Genomic DNA, 12542 nt, shown 5'->3' with positions numbered 1-12542 from the left:
ATGAATGATGATATTATTTGTGCTATTGCGACATCTCGTTTAGAAGCCGCTATTTCTATTATTCGTATATCAGGTAAAGGGTGTATTGATTTTGTTCAGAGCTTTTTTACAGGTAATCTAAATAAGAAGTCTCAAACTATTTCTTATGGCTATATTGTAGATGGTGAAGAGAAAGTAGATGAAGTACTTATTTCTATCTATCGTGGAAAGCATACATTTACTGGTGAAGAAATGGTAGAAATCAACTGTCATGGTGGTGTTTTTATTACGAATAAAGTTCTCTCTTTATGTTTAAAGAAAGGAGCGAGAATGGCTGAGCATGGAGAATTCTCTAAGCGTGCATTCTTAAATGGACGTATTGATTTATCCCAGGCAGAAGCGATTAGTGATTTAATTACAGCTAATAATGATCAGGCAGCCAAACTAGCATTAAAAGGAATACAGGGGAATATCACAAACTTCATTAAAGACTTAAAAGAAGATTTAATTAAAATTATTACTCAGATTGAAGTAAATATCGATTATCCAGAATATGAAGATATAGAAGAACTAACAGCTGAAAAGCTGTTACCTGGTTCTGTATCTTTAAGAAAGAAGATGGATGATATTCTTGATCGTTCTAAAAATATGCATTTAATAAAGGATGGTATTTCTACTGTCATTGTAGGTAAACCTAATGTAGGTAAGTCTAGTTTATTGAATGCATTATTAGAAGAAGATAAAGCCATCGTAACCGATATTGCAGGAACGACTAGAGATGTAGTAGAAGGTTCTATTCGATTAAATGATATTGTATTGAATATGATTGATACAGCAGGTATTAGAGAAACAGAAGATAAGATTGAACATATGGGTGTTAAGAAGTCTTTATCTTTGATTGATCAGGCTGATTTAGTGCTAGTGGTATTAGATGGTTCTAGACCAATAGAGGCAGAAGATAAGGAACTATTAGAACGTACTGAAGGATTGAATAGAATTGTATTAATCAATAAGTCTGATAAGGGTTGTGTGATTGATACAGAAGGTATTCATATTAGTGCTAAAGAGAATCATATAGATGAATTGATTCAACATATTAAAGATGAGTTTGACTTTAGTGCTATTACTAATTCTCAGGCACAGGTACTTGCGAATCAAAGACAGGTACAGTTATTAGAGAAAGCTTCACAGTCATTAAATGTTGCGATTCAGGCAATGGAGGATGGTATTCCTACAGACTTGATTGTGACTGATTTATATGATAGCTGGGAGAACTTAAAAGAGATTTTAGGTGAACAGGCTAAAGAAGATTTATTGGATGAGTTGTTCAAGAGATTTTGTATAGGGAAATAGAAAATCCTCTAGGTATGACCTAGAGGATTTTTCTATTGAAAATAAAAGGAAGGTTTTCTCCCTTCCATACTTTAATGCCCTACCTTTATGTCGGTAGGAGCCGTACTGATAAGATATTTCTACCTTCGATAAAATTATATAATAGTATGAATTTTTATCAAGAATTCAGCTATTTTTATTAAAGGTTTATTAAAGCAGATGAATGGAATGAGTATAATTAGATTGTCTCATAGGTCTATGGTAAGTACAAATGAAGCAAGTTTTTTTTCCTCCTTTAATTTAACGTTTAACCTTCCAATAACCCTTTTTCCTTGAACCAACTCTTTCTAAAAGTCCTTTTTTCTTTAATATAACAATATTTCTTGTAATTTTTCTATTACTAATACCTGACAATATTACTGTTAATTGATTAATTGTAATGTCTGGTTTATTTTTCATTATTTCTAGTATTTTTATTTCTTCCATAGTTAGTTCTATCTCATCTTTCACATCACTTTGATTATTTATTGTGTTATCAGTACCATCTTGAATATTTATTTTGTGATTGGTGCCATCTTGATCATTTATTATGTCACTAGCACCATTTTGAACATTTAATGTGTCATTTATTATGTCATCAGCTATTTTTATTAATGATGATGAATGGAACAGATATAATGCAATTGCATCACAGGTCTATGATAAGTACAAATGAAAAAGGGAACCACAGGTTCCCTTTGATGTTATCTTAATGCTGTACCGAAATGTAATGCTATATAAGCCAATTCATCTTCATTAAATGATTTATGATAATGTTCCTTTACAACATCATTTAAAATCATTGCACATTTATATTCTGTTTCATTTTCAGTTTTAATCTTGCCAGCTAATACATTATCATGGAGCTGTTCATCATTCTTTAAACGCTGAATTGCAGGATAGAAATGCATTGATAATCCCTGATAGAAATCATCATTCTTCTTTAAATTTAATCCTAAACGGTTATTGATTTCCTGTACGGCTTCTAAAGTAATGCTTTCAGTTTCCTGATCAATAATATCGCATTCACTAAAGAAGTCTAAATCTAATAATGTCATGTTTGATAAATACATCGCACAATAACAAATATCGTCTTCAGAAATTTTTACATCATATTTCTTAGATAAATCATAGACGATTAACTGTGAAATCTGATAAGTGTTGGCTTGTTTTAATTGTTCAATCTGAGATGAACTCATTTCGATATAAGATCCAGATAATTCTCTTGTAATTGATAAAGCAAGATGAATAGATAAGTTGTCTATTACTGTATCTGAGATATCCATGTTTGCTTCAGTCACATACGTCTTGATTGTCGCAAAGATTTCTGCTTTGCGTAATTTAAATTTTTCTTCTAATTCCATGACCATTTTTTTCACTACCTCTTTGTGCCCTTATCATATAGGAAAGAAAGCGGTTTGTCTATCTTTATTTTTAGATTTGTACACCAAAAGAGGTTAATTTTCGCGAATTTATGAATCCGTTTACATATTTTGTGTAAAAAGGTGTATTTCTTGTAAAACTATTTTCTCATGGTGAGATAAATAGTATCATATTCGCATTGTGTCCCAAGTCTAAATGGGAATCCCCATGAACCATATCCAGCAGATACAAGAAGATAATGGTTCTTATAATGGGATAAACCATATGAATTCTGATAGTAATAATGAAGAATAATATTACCTGGGAAAATCTGTCCATTATGTGTATGACCAGATAATTGAAGATCAGTGAAATATGTATGTTGATCAAATCTTTCAGGATTATGGTCTAGTGTAATAGTAGGTAAAGAGGTATCCATCCCTTCTATTACTTTATTGATTTCATAGTGATCATGAGATGTTTTATCTGTAAAGCCAACAATATTAAAAGTATTGTCTACAGTTTCATAGGTGTTCTTTAGAAAGTGTATGTTGTATTTTTCAAAGACAGTAAAGTCTGTATGTTTACCATAGTATTCATGATTACCAGATATCCAGTATGTTCCATAAGTACTCTTCATATTCTTGAATTCTTGTAAAGAACGATTCATTAATGCATCCGGTGTGTTTTCATCAAATACATCTCCTGCAAAACATACAAGATCATAATGTTTATCATTCACTGTTTTTACAAGTTTTCTCACCTGTCTCATATAAGTACCAGAACTCAAATGTAGATCACTGACTAAACAGATCTTTAACTTAGATACTGAAGATGTCTTAGGAACAGTGACATGATAGATGACTTCTTTCTTATTATAGTGAGAATGGAAACCAGAAATTGTAAGAGTAATCGCAATCATAGTTGCTACGATATTTCCAAAACGATATGGTCTTCGTTTCACAAATTTAAAGGAGAAGCGATACAGATATACGCATATAAAAAGAATATAAATATACATAGTGAGAAATTGACACACTAGTATGAACATGGTAAAGATATGATTATAAGGTTTAAAGTTAAATTTAAGTAATATACCGATTGTAGAAAGAATAGCCATGACAACCACAAATGTTTTAAAAATTAGGTGTTCATGTTTTAATAGCCATATAAAATACAATGCTGGTATAAGAATGAATATGATATATAATGCGATGTTTAGGATTTTAACCATTTTGATAACCCTCCTATATATATTGTATATCTTTTTTAGAGGAATAGTTATGAATAATTACCCTTTCGCTTTTGATGAAATATTTGATATAGATTTGACAGGTAAGTTTGTGGTCACTGGTTTATTTACTTCTATGAGAAGAAGTGATGTAGTTCACTATATTTACAGTCATGGAGGTACTGTATTAAGTGCCCCTACACGTGCTACTGATTATTTAATTGTTGGTGGAGAAAAAAGTAAAACATGGAAGTATGGTCAGTATGGTACTAAGATTAGAAAAGGTTTAGACTTAAGAGAGAAGGATGAAAAGATTTTGATTATCTCAGAAGAAGACTTCATGAGATGCATAGGAGGATAGAAAGATGTCTATTGATGTATGTATTAAACAGAAGGGTTTATTTAAAAAGACTATTCCATTAGATGTCATAGTCGGTGATGAATTGGCTTTTGGAATCAATGATGGTATGAGAATGGTGGGTGATGACCAGGAAGGTAATATGATCTTCTATAATCCAAATTCTATTGGTAGAGGTTTTAATATTTCATGGGATGAAGAAGAAAAGAATGAATTAAACTTACGTTTACTCAATCCTACTACTACAGATGAAATGCGTTCTTTCTTTAACTGTCTAAGAAGAATTACTAGTTACTGGAAATGCAGTGTCACTATTGATGGTATAGAAGAAGATATAGATGACTACTTATCACAGGAAGATGATCTTATTGCCTTCAATCATCGCGTTATTAAAGAAGTATCAGAAAAGATTGTGAATGGTGAAACAGATTCTCTTACTTTAATGAGTACAATGTGGCCATTAGTGATTGGTAAGGATGAAGCAGAACAGTTTATTCTTAATCCACATCTATTCTCTTCGTGGATGCATGAACTTCAAAGTCATGACTATTATTATGCAAAACCTCAATTCTTTAAGACAGATCAGGGTATTAAAGGCATCTATGCATTAACTGAAGACTGCCCTACTTTACTCCCTAATAAACCATGGGTCCCTGTAGGGTATCAGAATCCTGAAACAGGTGAGAAGCTAGAATGTAATTATTATGAAATAGCTCTTTATTCTACAACAGAAGAAAGATCATTGGGTACGATTCCTTTTGAACGTATATTTACACTAGGTCCAGATTACATCAACTACTATGATGGTAATACTGTACTCGTGAATAATCTCCCCTTAGAGGTCATGAAAAGACTAGAACACAGTCTGGATTAGAAACATATAAGTCATTGTACCTAGAAGAATAGAAAGTAATGTACTATGTTTCCATTTATGGATACATACAACTACTATAAGTGCTATGAGCTCTGGAATACCATAAGGGGCTTTTAGAACTGATACACTCTTTAAACAATACACCACTAACATTGGTATGATCGCATAAGGTAGTACTTTACCTAAATAGAGAATACTATCAGGTGTATGTTTACTAAATACAATAAATGGAAGAGCACGGATAAGAAGTGTGACTATTGCGGCAGTAAGAATAATAAGTATGGCATGCATTAGAAATCACTCCTTTCTAAGCTCTTTTTTTCTATGAATAGTGCAATTGTAATAAGAATCATAGAAGGAATCAGGAACTGATTTGGTCCAAAGAGTAATAAACAGAATATCGAAATAATAAATCCTGTAAAGGCAAGAAGATGCTGTTTTGATTTCTCTAGTTGTTCTAATAGGATGATGACAAATAATGCAGTCATCGCAAAATCTATGCCTGTTGTATCAAAAGGAATAATATTCCCGAGTACTGAACCTATAATACTCCCTGCTATCCAGGATAACTGATTGACAAGAGAAACGATAAAGAAATAGTCTTTACGATTTATATCATCAGGAAGATCAGGAGAGCAGATTAAGGAATAGGTTTCATCTGTTAATGAGAAGATCAAATAAGGCTTTCTCCACCCTGCTTCACTATATTTCTCTAACATAGTAATCCCATAAAAGAGATGTCTTATATTGACCATAAGAGTCATAATAGCAGTTGTAATGATAGAAGCACCTGTTGATAGTAGATTAATTGTCACAAACTGCATAGAACCAGCATATATACCTGTACTCATTAAAACTGCCCAGCACCATCCATAACCTTTATCTTGAAGTAATAAGCCAAAACCAATACTTAATACAAGATAACCAGTCATAACAGGGAGTGCAGATTTAATAGAAAAAATAATTGTTTTCTTATTCATGCATTACCTACCTCATTAGTTGGTTTATACTATAATAACTATATATCATTCACGATGTCAATGATATAATAGTAACAGGAGGTGTTGTTATGAGATTAGACACAGTACATCATATTGCAATCATTACAAAAGATTATGATCAAACAATTGACTTCTATGTCAATAAATTAGGTTTTAAGATTATTAGAGAAAATAAGAGAGAGGATAAGCAGGATATCAAGTTAGATCTTCAACTTGGAGATATGGAGTTAGAAATATTTATTAAACCAGATGCCCCACTACATCCTTTCCCTGAAACTGCAGGACTAAGACATCTGGCTTTTAAGGTAGAAGATGTAGAAGAAACAGTCAAAGAATTAAATGCATTAGGTATTGAAACAGAACCAATCCGTTTTGACACATTTACAGGCAAGAAAATGACATTTTTTAAAGATCCTGATCAATTGCCTTTAGAAATCCATGAATAAGAGAGAAGAGTTATTACAAGATTACATTCGTTTATCAAGAATCTCATTTCATAATAATGTAGCCTTTGCGTATACGAAATATGAAGTTGATTGGAAAAAGACAGCTTTCACAATGTGGTTAGGTCATGTACATGGTAAACCAGTGCATTTTTATATGATGAGTTTTGATTACGATGGTATTACTTTCATGTGTTATGAGAATTTAAAGTTTATAGAAGAAGTTTATTTCTTTGATTATCAATCTGTGACAGACTTTAAAACAAAGAAGAAAGGTGCAGAGCTAAAGATGAGTTTTATGTATAATGGAAATAAAATAGAATTCATGCTTCAGCGATATGCGGTAGATAGTCCCTGGATCAAAGAATATATGCACTATTTAGAAGAAAATCACTTTTTTTATGATTGATAATATGTTATTATGTTGGCAAATAGAGGTGCATGCGTTAAGAATTCGTTATTAATGGATACAGCCAGATAATGAAGGGGGAGCAAATGCCGAAGAGACAGGGAACTGTATATGAACTGTTATCTGGGGGATAAGAGAAGATCTTATTCACTGTCACAAAATATTTGTGGTGCGCTATTGAATATAATGAAGACTACTAATTATATTGCAATGGCCCCATTGCAATATTTTTTTATAGAAAAATGGAGATGATGAAGATGAACAGTGTGATTACAAGATTAGAGATTGAAGAAGACATTATTCAAGTGAAGTTAATGAATGTTGAAAAGAATCCTCTCTTTGTGGCTGATGTGTTTGAAACAATTAGCCGTGAAGGTGTGAACATCGATATGATCTCATCAGTCATGCTAGAAGATGAAATGCGTATTGATTTCACATGTGATGCAAAAGCACAGAGTGCTTTAAACAAGGCTATTGAAGAAGTTAAGAAGAATCACCCCCGTATTGGTGTATTTGCATCTAAGAATGTAGGTAAGCTTGTTGTAGAAGGTCATATGGAAAATGAAGTCGGTTTTGCAAGTAAGTTATTCAAAGTTCTAGGTGATAACCAAATCCCATTTGCTCAGGTGACAACAAGTGAAGTATCTATTTCATATGTTATAGAAAAGAAATATTTAAAGAAAGCATTAGAAAAAATTCAGGAGGAATTAGCATAAAATGGAACCAATTTTTGAAGGTACAGGTGTTGCATTGGTATTACCAATGTTTGAAGATGGAAGTATTGATTACGAAGGTTATAAAAGACAGGTTCAGAGAATGATTGATGGTGGTGTAAAAGCATTGCTTGTCAACGGAACTACTGGTGAACCTGCAACTATTGATATTGAAGATGAATTTGAACTCACTAAGATTACAGTAGAAATGGCTAAGGGTACAGGTGTAAAGGTTATTGTAGGTGCAGGTTCTAACTATACTGCACAGGCTATTAGAAAGGCTAAGTTCAATGCTGAAGCAGGTGCTGACGCAAACTTAGTTGTAACACCTTACTATAATAAGACTTCTCAGAGAGGTTTAATTGAACATTATAAGGCTGTTGCTGCTGCTAGTGATTTACCACTTATTATGTATAATGTACCAGGTAGAACTGGTATGAAGATCAGTGTAGATACAGTAGTAGAACTTGCAAAGGTTCCTAATATTGTTGCTATGAAAGATGCAACAGATGATATTGCGTATGCAATGGAAGTATTAACACGTACTAAGGATATGGACTTTGATTTATATTCTGGATGTGACGATAATATTCTTCCATTTATCGCAGCAGGAGGTAAAGGTGTTATTTCAGTATTATCTAACCTTTATCCAAGAGAAACAGAGATGTTTGCCCAGGCTGCATTAAAGGGTGATTTAGAACTAGCTAGAAAGATGGCTTATGATTTAAATGATGTTTCTAAATATTTATTTATTGATGTTAACCCAATCATGCCTAAGGCTGCTTTAAAGCATATGGGTGTTATTGAAAGTGATATGCTTCGTCAGCCTCTTATTCCAACTACAGAAGAAAATAAAAAGTTATTATTTGATGCAATGAAAGAATTCGAAAGCAAGGGTTATTAAGATGAAAGTATTAGTATATGGTTATGGTTTAATGGGTAAGAAAGTAGCCCATGCAGTGATGAATGATGCAGATTTAGAATTAGCTGGTGTTGTATCTCCTGTGTTTGATGTACAGCCAGAAGTACCTGCATATAAGTCATTAGATGAAGTACAGGATGATATTGATGCCATTATTGATTTCTCACATCCTGCCAATCTAGATAGTATTCTATCTTATGCATTAAAGAATAAGTGTAAAGTTGTATTCGCAACTACTGGCTTTAGTGCAGAAGACTTAAAGAAGATTGAAGAAGCATCTCATGAGATTGCCCTCTTCCAGTCTTATAACACTTCTTATGGTGTGGCTATGATGAATAAGATGGTGAGTGAATTTGCGAAAGAATTCTTTGAACATCATTTTGATATTGAAATCATGGAAAAACATCATAATCAGAAGATTGATTCACCATCAGGTACTGCAGTGATGTTATATGATGGTATTAATAATGCTTTAGATGATTCATTAGAACCTACTTATGATCGTCATTCTATTCATCGTAAGAGAGAAAGAAATGAAGTAGGTATTTCATCTATAAGAGGCGGGACAATCTTTGGTGAACATACAGTAATGTTTGCAGGACAGGATGAAATCGTAGAAGTAAAGCATACAGCTCTTTCTAAAGAAGTATTTGCGAATGGTGCTGTTGCTGCATTAAAGGCATTAATGAATAAAGACAAAGGTTTATTTGATTTAAAAACATTATATTAAGGGGAATGGTATGGTATTACAGACACAGTTTGCTGATATAAAAGGCAATGATTTATATATAGATGGTATTAAAGCATCTGATCTCGCAAAACAGTATGGCACACCACTTTATGTTATGAGTGAAGGTCATATCAGACATCAGATGAATGAATTAAAGACAAAGTTCATGGATAAGTATGAAAAGGCGCTTCCATTATTTGCATCTAAGTCTTTTAGCTGTCTTGCAATCTATAAGCTTGCAAATGAATATGGTATTGGAATTGACTGCGTATCTGCAGGAGAAATCAGTATCGCATTACGTGCTGGATTTGATCCAGATAAGATCTACTTCCATGGAAACAATAAGCTTCCTTCAGAAATTGAATATGCATTAAGTCATGATGTGACTCATTTCGTAGTAGATAACTTCTATGAAATTGAAAACTGTGAAAAGATTGCAGGTAAACTAGGTAAGAAAGTAAAGGCAACTTTAAGAATTGTCCCTGGTATTAAAGCTGGTGGTCATAACTATATTATGACTGGTCATAAGGATACTAAGTTTGGCTTTAGTTCTCATTATGGTATCTATTTAAAAGCTATTCAGAAAATCTTAGAGTCTGATAATATCGAATATGAAGGAATTCATTGTCATATCGGTTCTCAGGTATTTGATTTATTCGCTTATGTGAATGCAATGCTTCAGTTCATGAAGTTCGTAAATGAAATCTATAATACATTTGGTGTTGTAACAAGTAAGATTAATGCCGGTGGTGGTTATGGTATTGCTTATACTAAACAGGATGAACCACTTGCTTTTGAATCTATTACATCAGAAATCATGAAAGTTATTTATAATGAATATGATAGTCATGGTTGGGAACGTCCAGCTGTTATGATTGAACCAGGACGTTATGTTGTAGGTAATGCAGGTATTACTCTTTATACAGTAGGATGTATTAAAGAAATTCCTGATGTACGTACTTATGTCTCTATTGATGGTGGTATGTCTGATAATATCCGTACACCTTTATATGATGCAAAATATGATGGTATTGTTGCAAATAAAGCAGGAGAAACAAAGACTAAGACTGTAACAGTTGTAGGTAAGATCTGTGAAAGTGCTGATATGATTACTAAGGATCTACCAGTTACAGCTAATATTATGCCAGGAGATATTTTTGCAGTATTCTCTACAGGTGCATATAACTACTCTATGTCTTCTAACTACAACCAGTTGCCTAAACCAGCTGTAGTATTCACTTATGAAGGTGAATCAAGAGTCGTAGTAAGAAGACAGACATTTGATGATTTAGTTTTATTTGATGAAGAATAGTCATGAGGAGATAGCGGATGCTATCCCCTTTTTTTATACGTAAATAAATATAATATAATTACCGTTACTTCGAAGAAAGTACTATTTTAGGCTAAAAAAAGATTGAAGAAAGTCACATTTTTGACAAATATAAGATTGAAGAAAGTTATATTTTGGCAGATAATAAGATTGAAGAAAGTTATATATATTTAAAAAGTGAGGAGATATTCTATGTTTTTTAAGAGAAAAGCGTATGATAAGCTACTTGAATGGAAGCATAACTATTCAGATCGATATGCAGTTCTATTAGAGGGAGCAAGACGTGTTGGTAAGTCAACTATTGCGGAAAATTTTGCGAAGAATGAGTATAAGTCATATATTTTGATAGACTTTTCAAAGATAACAAATAATATTCTTGAATGTTTTGATGATATAGGTAATCTAAATATATTTTTTCTAAGATTGCAGGCTGAAACAGGAATAACATTATATGAACATGAGTCTCTTATTATTTTTGATGAAGTACAGTTATTTCCTAAAGCAAGACAAGCAATTAAACATCTTGTTGCAGATGGTAGATATAGTTATCTAGAAACAGGATCTTTGATATCAATTAAGAAGAATGTAAAGGATATTCTTATTCCTTCTGAGGAAATGAAGATTCAGATTTACCCAATGGACTATGAAGAGTTCTGTACTGCCACAGGTAGTAATTATGGATTGTTGAAAGATATATATAATATGGGTAAAGCCATTGGTCAGGCTACAAATCGTAAGTTAATGAGAGATTTGAGAATATATATGGCTGTTGGAGGAATGCCACAAGCTGTAGAAGCCTATGTAAATGGTAAAAACTTTTAAGAAATAGATATGGTCAAAAGACAGATTATTAATCTGTATGAAGAAGATTTTAAGAAGATTGATGCTTCTGGTAGATTATCAGCTATGTATCATTCAATTCCTGCTCAGCTCGCAAAAGATACAAAAAAATATCGCATAACAACTGCGATAGGTAAGAAGAATAATGTAAGAAGTGAAGAATTATTATATGAGTTGATTGATTCAAAGACAGTGCTACCATGTTTTAATACAACTGACCCTAAAGTGAGTTTGGCAGATACAAAAGATTTTGATAGTTATAAGCTCTATATTGCGGATACTGGTTTGTTTGTCACACTTATGTTTATTGATTGCCCAGCAACAGAAAACGAAATATATGCAAAACTATTATCTGATAAGTTTCCTATTAATCTTGGTTATTTGTATGAAAATCTAATGGCTCAGATGATTGCTGCATCAGGAAGAGAATTGTATTATCATACTTGGAACAAAAAAGGAAGTACGCATTATTATGAGGTTGATTTTCTAGTATCTGAGGGAAGTAAGATTAATGTATTTGAGGTGAAATCTTCAGGTATTGGAAAACATGAATCAATCAATGAATTCTGCAAGAAATATTCCAATATTGTGAATAAACCATATTTGATTTCACAAAAAGATATAGGCAAAGAGAATAGTTTATTGTTTAGACCATTTTATCTTGTTCCTTTTGTATTATAGAACTAAAAAGTGATATCACATCACTGAAGAGAAGTTATTCATTATGACTTGAGACATTCATAAGGTAAGCTCGTGAATAACGATTAATAGTTATGACTATTAATGTGTTGTTCTTCTCTTCATTAAATAAACATGCAGACTAGAGGTTACTTATATTTAACTTCTAGTCTTTTATTTTGTAGGTATACATTATAATAGACTTAAGAAAGCATATTATGAGTTAAAATGGTACCCATAAGGAGGACAACAACCTGACAGTTGTGATACCCACCTTGTGGGTATCTTTTTTTCATTTCGT

The 12542-nt window shown here is 32.4% G+C and carries 16 protein-coding genes and 1 riboswitch; of the genes, 11 read left to right on the top strand and 5 right to left on the bottom strand.

Annotated elements, in window-relative coordinates; translation table 11 throughout:
* Positions 1 to 1332: a tRNA uridine-5-carboxymethylaminomethyl(34) synthesis GTPase MnmE gene (mnmE, locus tag EAI80_RS05910; protein WP_129981314.1), complete on the top strand. Its 1332-nt coding sequence runs from the start codon at positions 1 to 3 to the stop codon at positions 1330 to 1332.
* A 279-nt stretch (positions 1333 to 1611) separates the two neighbouring features.
* Here the strand turns inward: mnmE and EAI80_RS05905 are convergent, their stop codons facing one another.
* The 3 genes from EAI80_RS05905 to EAI80_RS05895 all read right to left on the bottom strand — a co-directional run bounded on the left by EAI80_RS05905 (position 1612) and on the right by EAI80_RS05895 (position 3946).
* The gene (locus tag EAI80_RS05905; protein WP_129981313.1) at positions 1612 to 1797 is read right to left on the bottom strand and encodes an HTH domain-containing protein; all 186 of its coding nucleotides are present in this window, start codon (positions 1795 to 1797) and stop codon (positions 1612 to 1614) included.
* A 257-nt stretch (positions 1798 to 2054) separates the two neighbouring features.
* Positions 2055 to 2720 carry a PRD domain-containing protein gene (locus tag EAI80_RS05900; protein WP_153188259.1) on the bottom strand — a complete coding sequence of 222 codons (666 nt, stop codon included), beginning with the start codon at positions 2718 to 2720 and terminating at the stop codon, positions 2055 to 2057.
* A gap of 152 nt (positions 2721 to 2872) precedes the next feature.
* A complete protein-coding gene (locus EAI80_RS05895; RefSeq protein ID WP_129981311.1) occupies positions 2873 to 3946 on the bottom strand; it encodes a metallophosphoesterase in 1074 nt (357 codons plus the stop codon).
* 49 nt (positions 3947 to 3995) lie between these two features.
* On the opposite strand from EAI80_RS05895, the gene EAI80_RS05890 reads away from it, so the two are divergent.
* Both EAI80_RS05890 and EAI80_RS05885 read left to right on the top strand, forming a co-directional pair.
* Positions 3996 to 4304 carry a BRCT domain-containing protein gene (locus tag EAI80_RS05890; RefSeq protein ID WP_161220292.1) on the top strand — a complete coding sequence of 103 codons (309 nt, stop codon included), beginning with the start codon at positions 3996 to 3998 and terminating at the stop codon, positions 4302 to 4304.
* A gap of 4 nt (positions 4305 to 4308) precedes the next feature.
* A complete protein-coding gene (locus EAI80_RS05885) occupies positions 4309 to 5175 on the top strand; it encodes a DUF4299 family protein (protein ID WP_129981309.1) in 867 nt (288 codons plus the stop codon).
* Here EAI80_RS05885 and EAI80_RS05880 read toward each other — a convergent pair.
* Together EAI80_RS05880 and EAI80_RS05875 are read right to left on the bottom strand one after the other, a co-directional pair.
* Positions 5155 to 5466 carry an AzlD domain-containing protein gene (locus EAI80_RS05880; protein WP_006504650.1) on the bottom strand — a complete coding sequence of 104 codons (312 nt, stop codon included), beginning with the start codon at positions 5464 to 5466 and terminating at the stop codon, positions 5155 to 5157. The genes EAI80_RS05885 and EAI80_RS05880 overlap by 21 nt on opposite strands.
* Positions 5466 to 6155, bottom strand: coding sequence for an AzlC family ABC transporter permease (locus tag EAI80_RS05875; RefSeq protein ID WP_129981308.1), 690 nt, complete (start codon positions 6153 to 6155; stop codon positions 5466 to 5468). Before EAI80_RS05875 ends, EAI80_RS05880 begins: the two co-directional genes overlap by 1 nt.
* A gap of 89 nt (positions 6156 to 6244) precedes the next feature.
* On the opposite strand from EAI80_RS05875, the gene EAI80_RS05870 reads away from it, so the two are divergent.
* The 8 genes from EAI80_RS05870 (at position 6245) to EAI80_RS14015 (ending at position 12244) form a co-directional block, all read left to right on the top strand.
* A complete protein-coding gene (locus EAI80_RS05870) occupies positions 6245 to 6622 on the top strand; it encodes a VOC family protein (RefSeq protein ID WP_129981307.1) in 378 nt (125 codons plus the stop codon).
* Complete coding sequence (locus EAI80_RS05865) at positions 6615 to 7028, top strand: hypothetical protein (protein ID WP_129981306.1); 414 nt, start codon at positions 6615 to 6617, stop codon at positions 7026 to 7028. The genes EAI80_RS05870 and EAI80_RS05865 overlap by 8 nt, the downstream gene beginning before the upstream one ends.
* Before the next feature lie 15 nt (positions 7029 to 7043).
* A riboswitch (Lysine riboswitch) is annotated at positions 7044 to 7213 on the top strand.
* A gap of 72 nt (positions 7214 to 7285) precedes the next feature.
* Positions 7286 to 7744, top strand: a complete 459-nt coding sequence (locus tag EAI80_RS05860) for an ACT domain-containing protein (RefSeq protein ID WP_022424590.1) — start codon at positions 7286 to 7288, stop codon at positions 7742 to 7744.
* A 1-nt stretch (position 7745) separates the two neighbouring features.
* Positions 7746 to 8645, top strand: a complete 900-nt coding sequence (gene dapA / locus EAI80_RS05855) for a 4-hydroxy-tetrahydrodipicolinate synthase (RefSeq protein ID WP_006504655.1) — start codon at positions 7746 to 7748, stop codon at positions 8643 to 8645.
* Between the two features lies 1 nt (position 8646).
* Entirely contained in the window at positions 8647 to 9393 is a 747-nt protein-coding gene (gene dapB / locus EAI80_RS05850) for a 4-hydroxy-tetrahydrodipicolinate reductase (RefSeq protein WP_022424591.1), read from the top strand.
* Between the two features lie 10 nt (positions 9394 to 9403).
* A complete protein-coding gene (gene lysA / locus EAI80_RS05845) occupies positions 9404 to 10705 on the top strand; it encodes a diaminopimelate decarboxylase (RefSeq protein ID WP_129981305.1) in 1302 nt (433 codons plus the stop codon).
* 210 nt (positions 10706 to 10915) lie between these two features.
* Complete coding sequence (locus EAI80_RS14020) at positions 10916 to 11545, top strand: AAA family ATPase (RefSeq protein WP_342771510.1); 630 nt, start codon at positions 10916 to 10918, stop codon at positions 11543 to 11545.
* A gap of 9 nt (positions 11546 to 11554) precedes the next feature.
* The gene (locus tag EAI80_RS14015; protein ID WP_342771509.1) at positions 11555 to 12244 is read left to right on the top strand and encodes a DUF4143 domain-containing protein; all 690 of its coding nucleotides are present in this window, start codon (positions 11555 to 11557) and stop codon (positions 12242 to 12244) included.
* The last annotated feature ends 298 nt before the right edge of the window (positions 12245 to 12542 follow it).

Source organism: Catenibacterium sp. co_0103 (assembly GCF_004168205.1).
In the GTDB taxonomy this organism is placed as follows: domain Bacteria; phylum Bacillota_I; class Bacilli_A; order Erysipelotrichales; family Coprobacillaceae; genus Catenibacterium; species Catenibacterium mitsuoka_A.
The sequence above is the reverse complement of the archived record's forward strand: the minus strand, read 5'-3'. Positions and strand labels throughout refer to the sequence as shown.